Source organism: Pyxidicoccus caerfyrddinensis, from assembly GCF_010894405.1.
GTDB classification, from domain to species: Bacteria; Myxococcota; Myxococcia; order Myxococcales; family Myxococcaceae; genus Myxococcus; species Myxococcus caerfyrddinensis.
Genome location: NZ_JAAIYA010000023.1, coordinates 39,725 through 57,951 on the forward strand (window position 1 = coordinate 39,725; position 18,227 = coordinate 57,951).

General features: G+C 70.7%; 18 protein-coding genes. 7 read left to right on the top strand and 11 right to left on the bottom strand.

Translation table 11 applies throughout. The annotated features are described in order from the left end of the window. Positions 1-150: 150 nt before the first annotated feature. The gene (locus G4D86_RS39360; RefSeq protein WP_163999451.1) at positions 151-1,506 is read left to right on the top strand and encodes a TPM domain-containing protein; all 1,356 of its coding nucleotides are present in this window, start codon (positions 151-153) and stop codon (positions 1,504-1,506) included. A 30-nt stretch (positions 1,507-1,536) separates the two neighbouring features. Here the strand turns inward: G4D86_RS39360 and G4D86_RS39365 are convergent, their stop codons facing one another. The 6 genes from G4D86_RS39365 to G4D86_RS39390 all read right to left on the bottom strand — a co-directional run bounded on the left by G4D86_RS39365 (position 1,537) and on the right by G4D86_RS39390 (position 7,263). Then, positions 1,537-1,866: a c-type cytochrome gene (locus G4D86_RS39365; protein ID WP_163999452.1), complete on the bottom strand. Its 330-nt coding sequence runs from the start codon at positions 1,864-1,866 to the stop codon at positions 1,537-1,539. Further along, positions 1,863-3,344 (bottom strand): PQQ-dependent sugar dehydrogenase, encoded by a 1,482-nt coding sequence (locus tag G4D86_RS39370; protein ID WP_163999453.1) that lies wholly within the window; start codon positions 3,342-3,344, stop codon positions 1,863-1,865. The genes G4D86_RS39365 and G4D86_RS39370 overlap by 4 nt, the downstream gene beginning before the upstream one ends. A gap of 435 nt (positions 3,345-3,779) precedes the next feature. Continuing rightward, positions 3,780-5,009 (bottom strand): Ig-like domain-containing domain, encoded by a 1,230-nt coding sequence (locus G4D86_RS39375; protein ID WP_240360725.1) that lies wholly within the window; start codon positions 5,007-5,009, stop codon positions 3,780-3,782. A gap of 173 nt (positions 5,010-5,182) precedes the next feature. After that, a complete protein-coding gene (locus G4D86_RS39380; RefSeq protein WP_240360726.1) occupies positions 5,183-5,872 on the bottom strand; it encodes a hypothetical protein in 690 nt (229 codons plus the stop codon). A 112-nt stretch (positions 5,873-5,984) separates the two neighbouring features. Beyond that, the gene (locus G4D86_RS39385; protein ID WP_163999455.1) at positions 5,985-6,644 is read right to left on the bottom strand and encodes a hypothetical protein; all 660 of its coding nucleotides are present in this window, start codon (positions 6,642-6,644) and stop codon (positions 5,985-5,987) included. A gap of 16 nt (positions 6,645-6,660) precedes the next feature. Continuing rightward, positions 6,661-7,263, bottom strand: a complete 603-nt coding sequence (locus tag G4D86_RS39390) for a hypothetical protein (RefSeq protein ID WP_240360727.1) — start codon at positions 7,261-7,263, stop codon at positions 6,661-6,663. Positions 7,264-7,571: 308 nt separating this feature from the next. On the opposite strand from G4D86_RS39390, the gene G4D86_RS39395 reads away from it, so the two are divergent. Together G4D86_RS39395 and G4D86_RS39400 are read left to right on the top strand one after the other, a co-directional pair. Beyond that, positions 7,572-8,435 carry an exonuclease/endonuclease/phosphatase family protein gene (locus tag G4D86_RS39395; protein WP_163999456.1) on the top strand — a complete coding sequence of 288 codons (864 nt, stop codon included), beginning with the start codon at positions 7,572-7,574 and terminating at the stop codon, positions 8,433-8,435. Next, on the top strand, positions 8,432-10,282 hold the full coding sequence (locus G4D86_RS39400; RefSeq protein WP_240360728.1) for a carboxypeptidase-like regulatory domain-containing protein: 1,851 nt from the start codon (positions 8,432-8,434) through the stop codon (positions 10,280-10,282). Before G4D86_RS39395 ends, G4D86_RS39400 begins: the two co-directional genes overlap by 4 nt. A 41-nt stretch (positions 10,283-10,323) precedes the next feature. On the opposite strand, the gene G4D86_RS39405 is transcribed toward G4D86_RS39400, so the two are convergent. Beyond that, positions 10,324-10,929, bottom strand: coding sequence for a MarR family winged helix-turn-helix transcriptional regulator (locus G4D86_RS39405; protein WP_240360729.1), 606 nt, complete (start codon positions 10,927-10,929; stop codon positions 10,324-10,326). Between the two features lie 330 nt (positions 10,930-11,259). Between G4D86_RS39405 and G4D86_RS39410 the strand changes: the two genes are divergently transcribed. After that, positions 11,260-12,015 carry an NlpC/P60 family protein gene (locus G4D86_RS39410; protein ID WP_163999457.1) on the top strand — a complete coding sequence of 252 codons (756 nt, stop codon included), beginning with the start codon at positions 11,260-11,262 and terminating at the stop codon, positions 12,013-12,015. A 22-nt stretch (positions 12,016-12,037) separates the two neighbouring features. Here G4D86_RS39410 and G4D86_RS39415 read toward each other — a convergent pair whose 3' ends face one another. The 4 genes from G4D86_RS39415 to G4D86_RS39430 all read right to left on the bottom strand — a co-directional run bounded on the left by G4D86_RS39415 (position 12,038) and on the right by G4D86_RS39430 (position 14,574). Beyond that, a complete protein-coding gene (locus G4D86_RS39415; RefSeq protein ID WP_163999458.1) occupies positions 12,038-12,670 on the bottom strand; it encodes an EcsC family protein in 633 nt (210 codons plus the stop codon). 29 nt (positions 12,671-12,699) lie between these two features. Beyond that, the gene (locus tag G4D86_RS39420) at positions 12,700-13,143 is read right to left on the bottom strand and encodes a hypothetical protein (protein ID WP_163999459.1); all 444 of its coding nucleotides are present in this window, start codon (positions 13,141-13,143) and stop codon (positions 12,700-12,702) included. 89 nt (positions 13,144-13,232) lie between these two features. Further along, a complete protein-coding gene (panD, locus tag G4D86_RS39425; protein ID WP_163999460.1) occupies positions 13,233-13,625 on the bottom strand; it encodes an aspartate 1-decarboxylase in 393 nt (130 codons plus the stop codon). 106 nt (positions 13,626-13,731) lie between these two features. After that, positions 13,732-14,574, bottom strand: a complete 843-nt coding sequence (locus tag G4D86_RS39430; RefSeq protein WP_163999461.1) for an LEA/WHy family protein — start codon at positions 14,572-14,574, stop codon at positions 13,732-13,734. Between the two features lie 116 nt (positions 14,575-14,690). Between G4D86_RS39430 and G4D86_RS39435 the strand changes: the two genes are divergently transcribed. Genes G4D86_RS39435 through G4D86_RS39445 form a run of 3 tightly spaced genes read left to right on the top strand, consistent with a single transcriptional unit; the run spans position 14,691 to position 18,122 of the window. Further along, complete coding sequence (locus tag G4D86_RS39435) at positions 14,691-16,217, top strand: alpha/beta hydrolase (protein ID WP_163999576.1); 1,527 nt, start codon at positions 14,691-14,693, stop codon at positions 16,215-16,217. Position 16,218: 1 nt separating this feature from the next. After that, complete coding sequence (locus tag G4D86_RS39440) at positions 16,219-16,953, top strand: ABC transporter ATP-binding protein (protein WP_163999462.1); 735 nt, start codon at positions 16,219-16,221, stop codon at positions 16,951-16,953. Continuing rightward, entirely contained in the window at positions 16,950-18,122 is a 1,173-nt protein-coding gene (locus G4D86_RS39445) for an ABC transporter permease (RefSeq protein WP_163999463.1), read from the top strand. The genes G4D86_RS39440 and G4D86_RS39445 overlap by 4 nt, the downstream gene beginning before the upstream one ends. The last annotated feature ends 105 nt before the right edge of the window (positions 18,123-18,227 follow it).

Here is an 18,227-nt window from a genome sequence, read left to right on the forward strand (position 1 = left end):
CCGGGGCTGTCGCTTGGATACGAGACGACGTCGTTCCATGAATCCAGGCTAGAGAGCTGGATTACGGAACGCAACCGTATCGAAACAAGGCGACAGGCCGGGTGGTATCGTCTGTTCAGGACTGGTCGTGCTCCGCTCCGAGGTTCCCCGATGGTGCAGTCCCTCTGCCTGACGCTGTTGCTGCCAGCCATGCTGCTGGGCGGCATCCCCGACCTGCGCCGGCCCGTCACGGACCCGGACGGGTTCCTGTCCCGCGAGGACACGGGCGCCGTCGCGGACCGCCTGGTGCGTCTGCGCTCGGAGACGGGCGTGCAGATGGCGGTGCTCGTCGTGGCCACGACGGGGAGGGTGCCCATCGAGGACTATTCGATTCAGGCCGCGGAGGCGTGGAAGGGCGGCGAGAAGGGCCGGGACGACGGCGTGCTGCTGGTGGTCGCCGTGAAGGACCGGCGCATGCGGCTGGAGGTGGGCTACGGGGTGGAGGAGCACCTGCCAGACGGGACGGTGCGGCGCCTGCTCGACGCGCAGGGCCCGCTGATGCGCGTGCGCGACTACCGGGGCGCGCTGCTCGCCATCATCCAGGGCGTGGGGGAGCGGCTGCCGGGGAACGTGTCGGCCGGGACAGAGGTGGCTCCGCGGCCTGACGCCGTGAGCGGGCAGACTCCCGGCCTCCCGACTTCCGGTAGCGATGCCGTGGCCACGCCCACCGCCGGGCTTCCGGGCGCGGAGGGTGGCGCCATGGCCGAGACGACGGCCGACCTTGCGAACGCGGAGCGCGGCGCCAGGAGTGAGCCGACCTTCCTGGACCCAAGCGCGGGGCGTCAGCCCCGGGTCGAGCCGCCTCCCTCGTATGAGGGGCGCGATGCGTTCCTCGCCCTGGTGCTGTCGGCGCTGGTGGCGGTGCTCCTGGTCGTGGCGCTCGGACCCTGGAGTGAGCGGCTCGGCTCCACGCTCCTGGGCGTCGTGAAGGGCGCGCTCTTCCTCGTTCCACCCATCCTCATCTCGCTGCTCAGCCCGGTGTCCGGAGTCGCCATCTTCCTCGGTTACGCGGGGCTGTTCGCGGCGCTGCTCGTGGGCATCCGGGCCTGGCAGCAGGGGCGCGGCACGGGGGCGCGGACCATGGGCGCCATCCTCTTGGGATGTGTCGTCGTCGGCATCGGGGCCGCGCTGGTGAAGGCCAACCCCGCCAGCCTGCCGTCCTTCTTCGACAAGACGTTCCTCTTCGGCCTGATGGCGATGGTGCCGGTCGCGCTCTCGGTGCTGGGATTCAACGTCTTCACCGCGCCGCCGGCCGGTGGGGAGGCCTACTCCGGCTCCACTCCCCGCTCGCATGACACGGACTGGATGTCATCGTCCTCATCGTCCTCATCGTCCTTCGGCTCCGACGACTCGTCGTCTTCCTCGTCCTCCTCGAGCTCGAGCTCCAACTCCAACTCCAACTCTGACGACTCGTGGCGTGGCGGAGGCGGCAGCTTCGGCGGAGGCGGGTCCAGCTCATCCTGGTAGAGGAGGGGCTCGGCGTGTGGAGTCACCGACTCAGGGTTTCTCCTCCTGCATCTCGTTCAGGAACGCGACGATGGCGTCCACCTCGGCGTCGCTGAGCATCTCGTCGGTGAAGGCGGGCATGGCGCCCACGCCTCGGCGAATCTGCGTGCGCATGGCCACGGACGGCAGGGGCTTGTTGTTGAGGCTCGGCCCCAGGCCCCCGGCGCCGCCCGGGTGACAGGGATTGCAGTTGCGCATGAAGAGGATGCGCCCCTCCTGCTGCTGCGCATTGAACTGGCGCGGCGTGCCGAAGGCGGGACCCCGGCGCGCCGGGCCGCAGGCCGCCACCAGCGCCAGCACGGCGAGCATGGCGGTCCTCATGGCTTCTTTGCCTCCGGCGCCGCGCGGGTGATGCGCCAGAGCACGCCCGTCTTCTCGAAGGGCTGGATGACGCCCTTGGCCTTCACCAGCATCACCCCGAAGTCGACGATGTAGAGCGCCCGGCCGCTCGGGTCGAAGCGCGCGTCGATGGGCCGCTCCAGTCCGCCCTTCCCGAGCTTCGTGGCGGGGCCGCCGCTGCCCTCGCTCTTGTTGGCGACGAAGTCCTCGATGACGCCGTTGGACACGTCCACGCGCACCACCTTGAAGCCCACCGGCGCCAGCGTCTCGCCCGTGTCCGGGGACTGGTCTCCGAACTGCGCGACGAAGGCCTCGCCCACGTGGCCGAACTCCGCGCTGCGCGAGAAGTCCAGGTGGTTGGAGGACGAGTGCACGCCGAACAGCGCCACCGGCCTTGGCGGCGTACCCGGGGCCTCCTGGAGGACGCGCTTGGGTACGTCGCCACCGGGCACCTTGAACCACTCCTGGTCCACCGGCTTGCCGCCCGCGAAGTCCGGGAAGCCGTACCACGCGCCCTGCTCCACCTCCCAGAGGTAGTCCGCCACGCCGAACAGCGGCCGGCTGCCGCGCACGTCATGCCCGTTCTCCGTGACGTACAGCCGGCCGTTGGGTGCGAAGGCGAGGCCGAACGGATTGCGGAAGCCCCACGCCACCAGCTCCGGGTCGGTGGAGCCGGGGACGAGGCGGAACACGGCGCCGCTGCACGGCATGGCGCCCTTGATGACCTGGCCCGGCTTCGTCTCCGTGCCGAAGGGGACGAATGCGCCCGTGCTCACGCGCCCCGTCTTTGGCGCGAGCGGGTTGTCGCTGGGGTAGTTGACGCCCGCGAGGGTGATGTCGCGGCAGGGCAGGTCATGGAACGCAGGGTTGCGCTCCAGCCAGCCGAGGCTCGCGTTGTCCGGGCCCACCACGCCCGAGTTCGTCGCGGTGCCCACGCTGAAGTAGAGCGCACCGTCCGGCCCCACGGCGGGGCCGTTGGTGTGGTGGTCCCCGAGGCCAGGCAGGTTGGACACGAGCGGCGTGGTGCGGCCGTCCGGGGTGATGCGGACGATGCGGCCTCCGCCCTGCACGCCGCCCTCGGCCACGTAGAAGGCGCCCTGGTGCCAGGCGACGCCCGTCCAGGGCGGGTGGTCTCCCCGGGCGACCTCCGTGAGGCGGCCGTCCTTCTCCACGCGCACCAGGCGGGACTGGGCGAAGGCCTCGCCGTAGCTGTAGCCGGACTCGGTGACGTAGGGCGTGCCGTCCCCGTCGAAGGCGACGCCGGTGGGGTAGGTGAGGCCGGTGGCTACGACCTCGACGCGGTAGTCCTCCGGCACGGCCACGTCCGCCGGATTCACGCGCCGGGGCGGTCTGAACTCCGTCGAGCCTCCGCCTCCGCCCGCGAAGAGATGGAAGCAGCCGGGGAGCAGCAGCAGCGCGCACGCCGCCAGGAGCGGACGCGCGAGGGGGAGCAATCGCATACGCGGCGCGGGGACCTCGGGTGGGGCTGCGTGAGGGCCCGACGCTAGGAGTCGCCTCGGCGCGCGTACAACGCGGGTCGGAGATGACGGTTGCCTGCGAGACAGACGGCTCCTGGTGCGCGGTATCCGTGGGCTGCCTGTTGGGCGGGCGCAGGCGGGATGCGGTGGGCCCCGCGAGTTCCGCCCCTCCCGTCGGGAGGAGGGCTCGCGGAAGGAACGTTCATTCCGCGGCGGCCGGCCGCCGGGGGGGCACCTCGCTCCCCCTCGTCGGGAGGAGGACTCGTGGAAGGAACGTTCATTCCGCGGCGGCCGGCCGCCGGGGGGCACCTCGCTCCCCCTCGTCGGGAGGAGGACTCGTGGAAGGAACGTTCATTCCGCGGCGGCCGGCCGCCGGGGGGGCACCTCATTCCGTGCAGGCCGCACCCGCTTCGTGGGTCAGTACCGCTCGAAGACGAAGGTGAGCGTCTCGTGCTCCGTCGGTCCGAAGGTGAGCCGCAGGAAGCGGTCTCCCGAGGGGGCGGTGAACTTCAGCACGTGGGTGATTGCGGGGAGGCAGACCGGGGCTGCGGGCTCCAGCGTGGAGGCCACGAGCGTTTCGCCCTCGGTCGTGTCGTGCACCGCCACGGGGACGGACTGGCTCAGGTAGAGCGCCACCGTCTGCTCGCGGTCGGGGTCCGTCACCACCTCCGTGTAGCCCCGAAAGGTGGCCCCGTCCGCCGGCAGCGTCAGGCCGTAGAAGGTGTGGCCCGTGTCCGTCGCCGGGTAGAAGCTCGTTGGTGCACTGCCCGCGGTGATGGCCTGGGACGGGTTGAGCAGGGCATGGGTGCACGCGTGCTCGACGTTGGCGTCGCGCCGGCCGGTGGTAAAGTCCAGCTTCCCGTCTCCGAGCCCGGCGTGGGCCGTGTCCACCGGTTGGTCCGTGGCACTCCGCAGCGCCGTGACGTCCAGCGTGTACCGGTTCTCCTCCTCCAGCGGAGGCAGGTCCGACTCGGGGCGGGGAATGGCCACCGTCAGCGTGAGGCCATCCGAGGACCAGGTGCCTGTCAGCGTGCGCGGTGCATTGGCCGGCGTCGTCACGTCCCGCAGCGTCACCTGAGTTGAAGACGCATCCATCGGCTCGTTGAAGGTGAGGGTGAGCACCTTGCGCAGCGCGAGATTGGTGGCGTCGGCCTTGTAGAGCTCCACGGGCAGGATGCCGGTGGCGCCCTCAGCGGGCTGGGACGCAGTGACGTGCGGCCGGGCGGCGGCCGTCCCATGCACGGTGAAGTGGAAGGTGAGCGGGGCCGCGAGCCGGTTGCCGGCCAGGTCCTCGAAGTCCGCCTCCACGGTGACTTGGACCCGCGCGCCCGCGGAGAAGGGCTCGGCGGGGTGCACCATGAGGGCGCGTCCCTCCTCGTTCCAGTGGCTCATGCCGAGCGCCCACGCTGCTCCGTCCACGGCCACGCGCACGGTGCCCCGGTCTGACTTCATGGGCTCGCCGAAGCGCACGGTGACGGCGGAGTCGGCGGACACGTGCGCCTCGTCCGGGGCGGGGGTGGTGCCCGTCAACGTGGGCGACGCCGTGTCGCCCGCGTCCGGCGTGTCAGGCGTGTCGTCGGAGTCGCAGCCTGTCAGGGCGAGCGCGGCGCAGGTAGCGAGCAGGGCGGTGGTGTGGACGAGTCGCATCGGTACTTCCTCCAGAGGGGCGCTGGCGGGGGCGCCAGCAGGGTGCGTGGGAATCGGCGTCGGGGGTGCCCCTGCGTGGAAGGGCGCTCCGGCGGTGGGCGCAAGCAGGGAAGGTTCACGGCGGTGCCGGAGCGCCCTCGCGTGGAAGGGCACTCCGGCGGACGCGTTCGCGGCTAGCAGTTGAAGATGGCCGGGTCGTTGTCGTTGCAGTCGAAGCGACGGTTCACGTAGCCGGACGGCGGCTCGCACGCGGTGAGCACGGAGTTGGTGCTGGTGCCGTAGGTGTCGCCGTCCGCGTCGCGGTACCAGCGGACGCGGTTGTCATCCAGGTACTCCGGCACCACGCGCACCTGGTTCCCGGTGACGGGTCCCAGGGCCAGGATGTACGTGCTGCCCACCGTCAGGTCGTACGTCACCACCTGCGACAGCCCGCAGCCGGAGGTGATGCTCTCGCTGAGCCCCGGCGTCACGGTGGCGCCGCCGGAGGTCAGCAGGGTGAAGGTCGCCGAGGGCGACAGGTAGAACGCGACGGACTCCGTGGTGTCACCCGCCGTGGTGGCCGAGGGGACATATGTCACCGAGCCCTCCGCGCCGGCCGGCAGCGTCACGGTGTAGTGCTTGTGCTTCGTGCTGATGGCCGGAGCGCTGGTCGTGCGCGTGGCGTTCGCCGTCACGTTCACGTTGTCGGCGCTGTTGCCGTAGTGGACGCAGGCGTGGTCCGTCATGTTGGTGTCGTCCACCGACGTGCAGCCGGCGGGCAGCTCCTGCTCCTGCTGCCCGGGGGACTCCGTGTCCCCCTCCTCCATGGTGCCGCAGGCCGCCAGCGACAGGCCCAGCAGCGCACTCCAGAGCTTCCTCTTCATCCAATTCATGTGGGGTTCCTTTCAATGTGATTCAAGTAACTGAGTTGCAATTTCGGCCCGGTCGTTTCCCGTGCCCGCGAGCGCGGTGGCCGTCACGGAGGAGTGATGGGGGTCAGGGCAGGTGCTCAATCACCATGCCCAGCTCGGGCAGGGCGGTGGGACCGAGCGTGAGCGTGTACTGGACGCGGTCCGTCAGCTCGTAGCCAACCATGTGCTTCAGACCGTCACAGTGGTCGTCGGTGGCACGGGTGCCGGCCGGCATCACGGTGGCCTGGATGGCGGTCTCCGTCAGCGAGACGGGGACGTCCGGCGTGCCGAGGTAGATGACGAAGTTGCCGGTGGCGAAGGCCTTGTAGCTGAAGGTGCCCACGTACTGGCCGCCCTCCGGACGCAGCTTCACCGTGTAGTACGTGTGGAAGTCGTCCACGCGCGGCACGCGGGTGGTGGAGGCGGTGACGGTGACGTAGGGCCCGTTGGAGACATGCCAGCAGGCATGCTCGCCGTTGTCGCCGAAGCTGAAGCCCTCGCTGGGGACGTAGTCGGGGTCCGGCTCGCACGCGAGGCCCTCGGCCGTGGCCCTGTAGCCCCGGTTGCAGTGACACCAGTCCCCGCCAGGCTCCCGGTGGATGTGGCCGGCGGGCGCGCAGGGGTCCGTGGTTGCGGGAGTGTCGTCGGGTGGAGGGGCGATGACGGGCGGAGGCCCGTCGCCGCCACAGGCGGAGAGCGCCATGGCACACGCGGCCAGGGCGAGGGCGCGGAAGGGTGGGGACATGGCTTCGTGGGCGCGACTACTCCTCGGAGTGGTCGTGCGCGGCTTCCTCGATGACGAGGGTGAACTCCGAGTTGCGCTCCGCGATGGCCAGGAACTGGAGGTGGTACTCCGTCCCGCCCTCGAGGTCCGCGACGATGGCGGTCTTCAGGTCGCCGCACACGCTGGTGGGCACGCTGTAGCGGCACTCGCGGGTCACCTCGGCGCCGGTGGCGGCGTCGTAGATGCGCACGCCGCGGTGGCGCGACAGGAGGAAGGCGAACTCGCCGGACTCGTCGGGAATGAAGCCGACGCGACCACCCCAGCCGCAGAAGCCCGTGGCGGGCAGCGTGACGTTGTACGCGGTGTGGGGGAGGCTCACGTCCACCAGCACGGGTGCGCCCAGGGTGGCGGCCGTGACGGACTCGAAGGGACCGAGCTCCGCGTGGACGCAGGCGTGCTCGGCCACCTCACCCAGTTCCACCGGGTCGCACGAGGCGAGCAGCCCCTGCTCCTCCGACGTCAGGGTGGCTTCCCAGTCCTGCTCGGCGGCGGGCTCCTCGGCGGGAGCGCCGCAGGCGGTGAACAGGGCCGCCGCGCCGGCGGTGAGCAGGGACTTCTCGAACAGCTGCCAGGTCTTCATGGATGGGTTCCTCGTCGGGACTGCTGGGGGACTGCCGCTGCGACAGGCGTGCGATGGCACGCGCGCAATATGTATCTGAGATGTAGATGCAATCAAGTTGCGTTTACTGGGCGGTCGACGCGCGTGCATCGGCCAGCCGACGTCGCCATTCGACTCAAGGGTGGGTGTGTTTGGACCTTGGGGATTTCTTACGTTTCGAGAACGTTTGTTGCCCCTAGCACCTCGAGTCCACTACGACGCACTTCGCGCGTGGTGCCCCGCGCGTGCGGCCGTCCCCCTCGGCCGCCCCCCCCTTTCGAGGTGCCTGCATGAGACTGCCGTCCTTCCTGCTGCATGCGGTGGTGCTGGTCGCTGTCGCCGTTCCCTCGCTGGCGCAGGCGGCTTCCTACCTTCGGGTGGTGAGCTGGAACCTCCGTCACGAAGGCTGGGCCGCGGAGCAGACGTACACGGACGATGCGAAGCAGATCTGGAACCAGTTCGGCTCCAACAGCACGTCCAACAACGGCTGTGACCTGGTGTTCCTCCAGGAGGTGATGAACACCGACGTGATGCCGGCGCTGGCCCAGGCGCTCACGCAGGTGTCCGGCGTGTCGTGGAGCTACGCGCAGACGCCGCTCATCGGTCGCTCGTCGTACAAGGAAATCTACGCGGTGCTGTACCGGACGGACACGGTGTCGCTGCTGTCGTCCTCGGTGTACAGCGACTCGGGCGACAAGTTCGAGCGCGAGCCGCAAATCGTGAAGGTGCGGCACACGCCCACGGGCGCGGACTACACGTTCATCAACTGGCACGCCATCTGGGGCACCGCCGCCGAGCGCGACGTGGAGGTGCGCAACATCGACACCGTGTTCAAGTCGGTGCAGGACGGCAGCACGAGCGACCAGGACGTCATCCTCGTGGGCGACCACAACATGGCCTGCAGCGGCGCCTCGTGGGTGGAGTTGACGGGGCTGTCGCCGGCGGTGTCCTGCAAGCTCGACGTGGCGACGACGCTCAACACCAGCGGTGGCTTCGCGAACGCGTATGACCACTTCTGGATGCAGGCCTCGTACGTGACGGAGTTCTCCTCCTCGGGCCGGGACTACATCGCCAGCACCACGGACTACGTCACCCGCCTGTCGGACCACGCTCCCGTCTACGTCTCCCTGTACTCCAGCAGCGACACGGATTGAGCCGCACGCTTCACAAGGCAGGCTGGAGCCTGGCCGCCGCGCTGGTGGTGGCCGGGCTCGTGCTGTGGTGGGTGTGGCCTCGGACTCTCGAGGCCGAGGCCGTACCCGCGCGCCCGGCCGATGTCGTGGAGGCGGTGACGCCAACGCCTGTCGTCTCCGAGGTGCCCACGCGCGCGGAGCCGGAGGGCCCGAGGTTGCGCGCGGTGCTGGAGGGTGAGCATCCGTTCCACGGCGAGGCGCGCGTGGGCGCGGCGTTCATCTCCGAGGAGGACCGGCGCACGTGGGAGGCGGCGAAGCGCGAGGGCGGTGGCGGCGCGGGGCCGGAGCGGCTGGAGGACCTGGCGAACGTGGCCGAGTGGCGTCCGGCGGTGGTGACGCCGTCTGCTTCAGGCGGGACGCTGGGGCCGGAGCCGGTGCCGGTGGCGAACCGCTACCGGGTGCTCGCCTGGGAGCCGGATGGGACGTTCTGGTGGGGCGACGGGGTGCCGGAGTCCGTGGAGGGCCTCGTGGACCTGGGCGTGCTGCGCGCGCGGCGGCCCACTGGAGTCCGCGTGCGGCTGGCCGGAGCGAGGCCGGAGCAGGGCCCGTTCTCCGTGCGGTTGGAGCGCGTGGTGGACGCTGACTCGCGAGTGGCCGAGCGCGCGAGCAAAATCCTCCCGGTGGTGGCGCACGCGGCTCCCGTCGTGGCGGCGGCGCTGCGGGATGGCACGCCCGTGCCGCTTCAAGAGGGAGTGCGCGCAGCTCCAGCGGACACGGCGGCGCGGAGCGAGGGTGCGCTCGTGCCGTCTCGAGCGGGAGCGCATGTTGCTCCGGTTGGTGCGTCGGCTCGGAGCGAGAACACATCGGTGTCGCTGATCTCGGGGGCAGGGGAGACGCAGTTGCTGCCATTGCCGCCGGACCCCGCGGTGCGGCTGTGGCTGCGCAGCGCCTCGGGACGCGAAGGCGGACCCGTGGAGGTCGCGCTGCGCGAGGGGCGCGTGGAGACGGTGGTGCTCGACGTGGACGCGCTCTTCCCTGGAGGCGTGGGCGGCACGGTGACGCTGCGAGGGCGGGTGTTGCTGGAGGGCTCGGACCGGCCTCCGCCCGGCGCGCGGCTGCTGGGGCCGGAGGGTGAGGCCGTGGCGCTGGAGCCGGATGGACGCTTCACCGCGCCAGGGCTGCCGTCATGGCAAGCCTCGCGCTTCACCGTGCAGCTGGAGGCTCCTCCCTCCGGACGCCCGGTGTCGCCGGCTCGACATGAATTCGAATTCACCCCCGAGCCCGGCGCGACAGACGCGGAGGTGACGTGGCGCGTGCCGGTGTACCGGTGGCTGGTGCTGCGCATGGAGGGCTTCACCCGGGCGCAGCTCCAGGCGCGGGCGCGGAGGCCCTACCCGGTGTTCCTCCTGCAGCGGCGGGACGGAGACGGGCCGTCATGGCTCACGCACCCCGCCGACGTCTTCCAGGACGAAGAGGACGGCGTCGCCGTGTCGCTGCTCCAGCCCGGGACGTATCGCGTGCTGGCCGCGGCCTCGCCGTACGAAGTCCACGCCAGCACCTCCGCGGAGCTGGGCGGAAACGCCACGGAGCGCACCGTCTCCGTGCAGGTAGATGAGGGCGGCGTGCCCTGCGAGGTGCACGTCACGGTGGCGGGAGCGCCGGTGTACGGAGCGCTCGTCACCAGCGCCAGCACCCTGGGCTCACTGCCTCCCGCGCGGGGCCGCACGGACGCGGAGGGACGCTGGCGGCTGGGCCGCGTGCGCGCCGACTCGCTCCACCTGGAGGTGGAGGCGGACGGTCATCCTCCGTGGGCGGGCGAGGTCGCCGCGGCCTGTGAGGCGTCGGGCGTGGTGGAAGTCCGGCTGTGATGCCGCTGGGAGCCCGGGCCCATCCCCGGGCCCCCAGCGCATCAGGCCGCGTTGGCGGTGATGGCGGGGGGCTCGGCGCGAGTGAGCATGGGACGCGGCGCGCGCGGCTCGGGAGGCACCACGACGGCGGCCGGCTCGGTGGCTTCCGGCTCGGTCTCCTCGGCGGCGGCGGCCTGCTCCTCGGCGCGGTTCCAGCAGCCCATCGCTTCCACCCAGCCCTCCAGCATGTCCATCAGCGCGCTGCGCTGCTCCCCCCCGAGAGGCAGCAGCAGCTTGGCCATGCGCTCCTGGACCACGGAGTCCGCCTGTTCCGCCAGGGCGCGGCCCTGCTCGGTGAGGCGCACGCGCACGCGGCGCCGGTCATGCCGCACGGAGCGCTCGCGCTGGACGAGCTTCGCGTCCTCCAGTCGGTCCAGCAGCCGGCTGAGGCGGGGAAGGGCGATGCCGCCCAGGCGGTCCGCGAGGACGTTGACGGGCAGGAGGCTCTCGGCTTTCAGCCACCAGATGGCCTGGACCTCCATGGGGTCCAGCTCGGTATGAGGCAGCGAGCCCAGCGGGCTGCTGAGCGCGCCGCAGCGCGCTACGTCGATGATGAGATTCCGCAACCTCGCGACCTGCACTCGCACTTCCATCGAGAGTTCGGACATCTGCACGCCTCCGCTATCGGGGCCGCGGCTTCTCCGGCCGAGAAGTCCGCCCTGCCACCTGGCTTCGATGGGGCTTCCGCCCCGGCTGGGAAAAACAACGTCCGGCGCGAGAGGGCATATCGGACCCCTCTGAATTCATCCGGGCCCGCGCGGTGGATCACCCCCTGGCGCGTCGGCCAGAAGCGCCTCGTGCTCACCGGGAGCCGGTGCCGGGCAGGTCCTCCCTGGAGGGTGGGGAGGTGTCCAGGGCCGGGCACGCGCCGCCCCTTTCCGCCAGGAGTCCCGACGTTGCGGCGTCCCCACCATGGAGGGACGGGGGGACGGCACACCATGGCTCGCGGGTTGGTTGTGGGGGACTCGGGGCCCGAGGTGCGGCGGCTGCAGGAGTTGCTCACCCAGCGGGGCTACCCGCTGGCCGTGGACGGCGACTTCGGCGAGGTCACGCGCGCGGCGGTCGTCACCTACCAGGCGCAGAACCTGGACTCCAACGGCGAGCCGCTGGTGGCGGATGGCCAGGTGGGGCCGGCCACGTGGTGGAGCCTCACGCACCTGCGGCCCATGCTCCTGCATCCTCCCGTCATCGACTTCACCGTCATGCCGCTGCCGGAGCTGGGCGGCAGCGCGCGCGGAAGGCATGCGCTGGAGGCGGCCATCGGCGAGCTGAAGGCGGGCGCGGGCGAGGTGGGCGGACCCAACGCGGGGCCGTGGATTCGCAAGTACCTGCACGACCTGGCGCCCGAGGGCAGCACGTGGTGCGCCGGCTTCGTGAGCTGGTGCTTCTGGCAGGACCCGGGCGGCCCGCCCTTTCCCTATACCGTCAGCGCGCGGAAGCTCTTCGGCGAGCTGGGCCAGCGCGGCTGGGCCCACCTGTCAGGAGAGCCCTACATGCCCCAGCCGGGGGACCTCGTCGTCTGGTCTCGCTTGGATGCGGACGGCCGCGAGGACCACGTGGGGCTGGTGCACCACGTGGCGTACGGCGTGCTCTACACGGTGGAGGGCAGCCACGGCCCGCGCGTGCAGGGCTTCAGCTACGCGCTCAACCACATGGACCGGCTGCTGGGCTACGCGCAGGTGCCCGGGCCGTGAAGGCGGAAGCCCTGAAGCCGCGTCAGCTCCCGCTGGCCTTCTGGCGGTGGGCCTTCGCCTTGGCGTGTGCCTTGTCGAAGCCCTCGTAGAAGCGCACGGCCTGCTCGCCCACCATCTGGATGTGCTGGTTGTTGAAGTAGGCCGTAATCGGCGCGGCCACCAGCGGCATGGCCCGCCCCAGCGTGTGCATGCCGCCCTTCTCCAGCAGCATCGCGGCCAGCTTCCCCATCACCTTGGGCCCCGCGCGAGGCAGCGGGCCAATGCCGTTGGCGTAGCCGAAGAGGTCCAGCATCTCCCCGCGGGCGCGCTCCGTCTTGAGGTTCGCCTTGTAGAGCGTGGCCACGTCGGTGAGCAGGATGATTTGCAGGTACGCCATGAAGAGCAGGTCCGCCGGCAGCGCCACCAGGCCGAAGACGCCGCTCACCCCGCCCACCATGCTGGCGAGGTTCTTCTTCTCGTCGATGAGGCGCTGGGCCAGGTCCTTCGGCTGCGACTGGGGGTAGCGCTTCTCCAGCTCGGCCACGCGCACGCGAGCGCGCGCCACCTCCGCCATGACGATGTCCGAAAGCTTCGCCGAGCTGAGCTTCTTCAGCTCGCTGGGGGTCAGCATCTTCATGAAGGCCAGCCGCTCGGCCACGCGGTCGTAGATGCCCATCCGTCACTCCTCCTTGTCCCGCCTGTCCTCTAATAACCCCGCTCGGACAGGTAGAGGTCCACGAGCGCGCCTTCTTCGTACCAGGCGTGCCGCATCTCCACGTTGAACCAGCGCGAGTCCGGCTTCGCCCCGCGCACCTCCAGCTTCACCTGGTTGGGCGACGTGTCGATGACGGCCGCGCGCGCCTTGCACGCGGAGCCCGGCTCCTCGCCATAGCCACCCTCCAGGCACACCTCGTCACCCACGGACAGCCGACGGGTGTACTCGGTGGCGAGGTACATGGCTTCGTCGCACGCGGAGCGCGCGCCGGAACTGCCATGCACCTGACAGCGGTCCTTGGAAGGAGCCTTCACGACGGGGATGGCCCCGTAGATGGGGTCCTCGTCGTTGGGATTGGGGCGGAACGAGCCAATGGCCTTGCAACCCGAGAGCACCAGCGCCAGCGCGCAGGCAGCCGTCCACATCCGCCTCATTGTTTCAACGCCTCCGGGGCCATCCGCCCCTCCCTTAAGGATGGGCGGAGCATGGCAAAAGCCACCCGGTGGGGCAAAGCGGCCAGGCCTCAGGCCGAGCGGCGCTGGGGGCCCGGAATCTCTTCCTTGATGCCGGGGACGATGCGGTTCTTGCCGTCCACGAACACCACGGTGGGCTTCCAGCCGGCGAGCTCCGCCTCTTCCACCTCGGCGAAGGTGGCGAGAATCACCAGATCACCGGGCTGGTTGAGGTGCGCCGCCGCGCCGTTGATGCAGATGACGCCGCTGCCCGAGGGGCCCTCGAGCGCGTACGTCTCCAGGCGCGTTCCCCGGGTGACGTTCCAGACCGCCACCTTCTCGTAGGGGAGGATGTCGGCCGCGCGCAGCAGGTCCACGTCGATGGTGACGGAGCCCTCGTAGTCCAGGTCAGCCTGGGTGACGGTTGCGCGGTGGATCTTGGCCTTGAAGAGGATGCGGCGCATGGCGGAAGTCCGGGAACCTGAGGGGGGCGACGACCCACCGTAACGTCAAGGGTGCTCCGGGACAACCCTGGGGTTCAGTCCTCGTCGCCCGGGGGGCAGGCAGGCGTCATTTCACGAAGTTGAGCAGTTGGCTCAGGTTGAGCGGCACGGACTGGGCGTCCGAGGTGAGCTTTCCATCCAGCTTCACCTGGGCGTTCCCACCCGAGCGCAGCGCCATGGCCGCCGAGGCCGCGCTCAAGAGGTTGATGGTGAGCGGCAGCGTCACCTGCTTCGTTCCGCTGCCGTCCAGCAGGCCCAGGTTGCCTGTGGACAGGTTGCCCACATTCGCGCCGCCCACCTTGAGCGCGCCGGTAATCCCGGCCACGGGCAGCGGGAAGCTGTTGCGGTTCTTGATTTCGAGGGGGAACTCGATGGTGGCGCTGGTGCCGCTGATGCCCTTGATGCGGGGCGACTGGAAGGAGACCTGCGGAATCTTGGGCACCTCGAAGGCGCCCTCCTTCGACAGCGGGAAGTTGAGCACGCCGATGGGCGTCTTGATGCCCACGCTGCCCTCGGCCTTGTAGGCCGCCTTGTCCTTGTTGAGGAACGTCTCCACCACCGGGACGATGTCCGCGAACTTCACGTTGGCGGGGAAGACGAGCTCGCTCTTGCCGTTCTTCTTGAGCGACAGCCCCTTCTTCGGCTTGCCGGCCACCACCTGCTTGCCCTCGACGAAGAAGGAGTAGTCCACCGAGGCCAGGTCCAACCCGAAGCTGTTGGGGTTGTTCACCTCGTACACGAGGTCCACGGTGGCGTCGGACAGGGACGCGCTGGAGAGGCGGGCCGTCTTGAAGGTGAGGGTGGGCTTCTTGAAGGCCCCCTTCAGGAGGTTCTGGAGGGCGGCACAGCCCGTCAGCGTGGTGAAGGACAGGACTGCCAGGACGAGGAGGGCGCGTTTCATCTTGGGCATGGGCGTATCACCGGACGCGGATTTGTAGCGCGGATTCAATGGCTCCGTCCGGACGTGGAGGATGGGTGTACCGCGTTGCGGGCCGGGTGGTATGTGGCAGGTCTCCCCGCACCATGATGGAGGCACCCTTGCCCGGGGTCCGGACACACATCCCCTCCTTTGCTCCGCACCGGCTCCATGCCCTGCGCTGGCTGGCCCTGGGGCTCGCGGCGCTGGCGCTGGCGGGCTGCTCCCGGGGCGGGCCCTCCGGCGCCGAAGGCCAGAAGCTGGCGCTGAGCCCCTGCCGGCTGGAGGGAGTGGCCAGCCAGGCGCTGTGCGGCACGTACGAGGTGTTCGAGGACCGCGCGGCGAAGGCGGGCCGGAAGATTCCCCTGCGCGTGGTGGTGGTGCCGGCGCTGGCGGCCCAGGCGGAGCCGGACCCGCTGGTGCTGCTGGCAGGCGGCCCGGGCCAGGCGGCGTCGCGTGTGCCGCAGGTATTGCTCGCGCTGGAGCGCATCCGCCGCAAGCGAGACATCGTCCTGGTGGACCAGCGCGGCACCGGGGGCTCGAATCCGCTGGAGTGTGAGCCGCACCCGCTGGAGGAGGGGCTGGCGGCGCGCTTCGATGACCGCGGCGCGGTGGAGAAGCTGCGCAAATGCCGCGAGGGCTGGGCCGCGGACGTGCGCCAGTACACCACGCCCAACGCGATGGATGATTTGGACGAGGTGCGCGCGGCGCTCGGCTACGACAAGGTGAATCTCTGGGGCGTGTCCTACGGCACGCGCGCGGCGCTGGTGTACATGCGCCAGCACCCGGATCGGGTGCGCACCGCGATTCTGGACGGCGTGGCGCCCATGAGCCTGTACCTGCCGCTGAACGCGCCGCGCGACGGGCAGCACGCGCTGGATTCGCTGCTGGCCCACTGCGGGAAGGACGCGGCGTGCGCGAAGGCGTACCCGGACCTGCGGCCTCGCGCGGAAGGACTGCTGGCGAAGCTGACGGCCGAGCCCGCGCGCGTCCACGTGCCGCACCCGCGCACCGGCGTGCCGGAGGAAGTCACCCTGTCGCGCGCGGCCTTCGTGTCCGAGCTGTTCAGCCAGCTCTACAACCCGGAGATGGCGTCGCTGGTGCCGCTGACGTTGGACAGGGCGGCGCACGGCGAGTGGGCCCCCTTCGTGGCGCTGAGCGTGGGCCAGTCGGAGAGCGCGGGCCACACCGTGAGCCACGGCCTCTACTACGCCGTCGTCTGCGCGGAGGACGCGCCCTTCTACGACGCGGCGGCGGTGGAGCGCGAGGCGAAGGGGACGTGGTTCGGCCCGGAGATGGGGCTCGAGACGCTCGCCATCTGCGCGGACTGGCCGAAGGCCACGCTGCCCGCGGGCTACCGCGAGCCGGTGGTGTCGGACGTGCCCACGCTGCTGCTCTCCGGAGAGCTGGACCCGGTGACGCCGCCCGCGTGGGCCGAGGACGCGAAGCGCACGCTCAGCCACAGCCTTCACGTGGTGGTGCCCGGCGTGGGCCACAACACGGTGGGCGCGGACTGCGCACGCACGCTGATGAACGACTTGCTCACGCGCGGGAGCGTGGAGGGGCTGACGCCGTCGTGCGGCACGAGCCTCACCCGGCCGCCCTTCTTCACCTCCTTCGCCGGCCCGGTGCCTTGAGATGATTGAAGCCAGGAACCTGCACAAGCGCTTCGGCGCGGTGACGGCGGTGGAGGACGTGTCCTTCACCGCGCGGGACGGCGTGATTACGGGCCTCTTGGGCCCCAACGGCGCGGGCAAGACGACGACGCTGCGCATGCTCTACACGCTGGTGCGCCCGGACGGGGGCACCGCGCTGGTGGACGGCGTGGACGTGGTGCAGCGGCCCGAAGACGCGCGCCGCGCCCTGGGTGTGCTGCCGGATGCGCGCGGCCTCTACCCGCGCCTCACCGCCCGCGAGCACGCGCGCTACTACGGCGAGCTGCACGGCCTGTCCGGCGCGGTGCTCGACAAGCGCGTGGACGAGCTCATCGAGTTGCTGGACATGAAGGACATCGCGGACCGGCGCGCCGAGGGCTTCAGCCAGGGCCAGCGGGTGAAGGTGGCGCTGGCGCGCGCGCTGGTGCACGGGCCACGCAACGTGCTGCTGGACGAGCCCACCAACGGACTGGACGTGATGAGCACCCGCGCGGTGCGCACGCTGCTGCGACAGTTGAAGGCGGAGGGACGGTGCGTGGTGTTCTCCAGCCACGTCATGCAGGAGGTGGCCGCGCTGTGTGACCGCATCGTCGTGGTGGCGCACGGCCGCGTGGTGGCGGACGGGACGCCGGATGAGCTGCGCGCGCGCACCGGCAAGGACAGCCTGGAGGAGGCCTTCGTGGCCACCATCGGCAGCGAGCAGGGGCTGATGCAATGAGGCACCTGGCCGGCACCGTCTTCCGCAAGGAATTGAAGGACCACCTGCGCGACAGGCGCTCGGTGCTCACCGCGGTGATGTTCCCGCTGTTGGGCCCCGTCGTCTTCCTGGTGATGTTCAACCTGCTGGCCTCCTGGTACCGGCAGGACCGGCCGCTGGAGCTGCCGGTGGTGGGGCGCGAGCATGCGCCCAGTCTGATGGCCTTCCTGGAGCGCTACGGGGCCACGCTGAAGGAGGCGCCAGCGGACTACGAGGCGCTCATCCGCTCGGGCACGCTGGACGCGGTGCTCATCGTCCCGGAGGACTACGGCAAGGAGTTCTCCTCCGGGCGCACCGCCGAGGTGCAGCTCGTCGTGGACAGCTCACGCCAGTCCGCGCGCCACTCCACCCTGCGCGCGCGCCGGCTGCTGGAGGCGTATGCGGGACTCCTGGGCAACCAGCGCCTCTACGCACGCGGCATCGCGCCGGAGCTGGCCATCCCCGTGCGGGTGGAGGAGCTCGACCTGTCCACGCCCGAGCGCACCGCCGCGGGCGTGCTCAACATGGTGCCCCTCTTCCTGGTGCTGGCCGCCTTCGCGGGCGGCATGCAGCTGGCCAGCGACACCATGGCCGGCGAGCGCGAGCGCGGCTCGCTGGAGCCACTGCTGCTCAACCCCGCGCCGCGCGGCGCGGTGGTGGCGGGCAAGTGGATGGCCACCGTCACCATGGCGGCCGGCGCGGTGCTGCTGACGCTGGTGGGCTACCTGCTCGTGGTGCGGCGCGTGCCATTGGAGGATTTGGGCGTGAAGGCCCGCTTCGACGCGCCCGCCGCCCTGGGCATGGCCGCGGCGGTGCTGCCGCTGACGCTGGCCGCTTCGTCCGTGCAGATGTGGGTGTCCACGTATGCACGCTCGTTCAAGGAGGCGCAGACGTACCTGTCGCTCCTCATGGTGGTGCCCATGCTGCCGGGCATGGTGCTGGCGCTGTCACCGCTGCAGACGAAGCTGTGGATGTTCGCGGTGCCGGTGCTCGGGCAGGAATTGCTGGCGGGCGAGGTGATGCGCGGCGAAGCGCTGGGGCCGCTGCCCTTCTTCATCGCCGCGGCCTCCAGCCTCGCGGTGGCGGCGCTGGCCCTGCGCATCACCTCTCGCCTGCTCACCCAGGAGCGCATCATCTTCGGCCGCGGCTAAGGGTCGGCACGCACCCGCGTGGCTCGGCGCGCACCCGTGTGGCTCGACCGCCCGCCTGCCCTCGCACGCCTTCCGTTTCCTTCCGGACGGTGTGAGGCTGTCGTG

What these genes read in the sequence shown, in the direction of transcription:
- G4D86_RS39360 (WP_163999451.1), top strand. Translation starts at nt 151, where the DNA reads ATGGTGCAGTCCCTCTGCCTGACGCTGTTGCTGCCAGCCATGCTGCTG.
- G4D86_RS39365 (WP_163999452.1), bottom strand. Translation starts at nt 1,866, where the DNA reads ATGAGGACCGCCATGCTCGCCGTGCTGGCGCTGGTGGCGGCCTGCGGC.
- G4D86_RS39370 (WP_163999453.1), bottom strand. Translation starts at nt 3,344, where the DNA reads ATGCGATTGCTCCCCCTCGCGCGTCCGCTCCTGGCGGCGTGCGCGCTG.
- G4D86_RS39375 (WP_240360725.1), bottom strand. Translation starts at nt 5,009, where the DNA reads ATGCGACTCGTCCACACCACCGCCCTGCTCGCTACCTGCGCCGCGCTC.
- G4D86_RS39380 (WP_240360726.1), bottom strand. Translation starts at nt 5,872, where the DNA reads ATGAAGAGGAAGCTCTGGAGTGCGCTGCTGGGCCTGTCGCTGGCGGCC.
- G4D86_RS39385 (WP_163999455.1), bottom strand. Translation starts at nt 6,644, where the DNA reads ATGTCCCCACCCTTCCGCGCCCTCGCCCTGGCCGCGTGTGCCATGGCG.
- G4D86_RS39390 (WP_240360727.1), bottom strand. Translation starts at nt 7,263, where the DNA reads ATGAAGACCTGGCAGCTGTTCGAGAAGTCCCTGCTCACCGCCGGCGCG.
- G4D86_RS39395 (WP_163999456.1), top strand. Translation starts at nt 7,572, where the DNA reads ATGAGACTGCCGTCCTTCCTGCTGCATGCGGTGGTGCTGGTCGCTGTC.
- G4D86_RS39405 (WP_240360729.1), bottom strand. Translation starts at nt 10,929, where the DNA reads ATGTCCGAACTCTCGATGGAAGTGCGAGTGCAGGTCGCGAGGTTGCGG.
- G4D86_RS39410 (WP_163999457.1), top strand. Translation starts at nt 11,260, where the DNA reads ATGGCTCGCGGGTTGGTTGTGGGGGACTCGGGGCCCGAGGTGCGGCGG.
- G4D86_RS39415 (WP_163999458.1), bottom strand. Translation starts at nt 12,670, where the DNA reads ATGGGCATCTACGACCGCGTGGCCGAGCGGCTGGCCTTCATGAAGATG.
- G4D86_RS39420 (WP_163999459.1), bottom strand. Translation starts at nt 13,143, where the DNA reads ATGAGGCGGATGTGGACGGCTGCCTGCGCGCTGGCGCTGGTGCTCTCG.
- panD (WP_163999460.1), bottom strand. Translation starts at nt 13,625, where the DNA reads ATGCGCCGCATCCTCTTCAAGGCCAAGATCCACCGCGCAACCGTCACC.
- G4D86_RS39430 (WP_163999461.1), bottom strand. Translation starts at nt 14,574, where the DNA reads ATGCCCAAGATGAAACGCGCCCTCCTCGTCCTGGCAGTCCTGTCCTTC.
- G4D86_RS39435 (WP_163999576.1), top strand. Translation starts at nt 14,691, where the DNA reads ATGGAGGCACCCTTGCCCGGGGTCCGGACACACATCCCCTCCTTTGCT.
- G4D86_RS39440 (WP_163999462.1), top strand. Translation starts at nt 16,219, where the DNA reads ATGATTGAAGCCAGGAACCTGCACAAGCGCTTCGGCGCGGTGACGGCG.
- G4D86_RS39445 (WP_163999463.1), top strand. Translation starts at nt 16,950, where the DNA reads ATGAGGCACCTGGCCGGCACCGTCTTCCGCAAGGAATTGAAGGACCAC.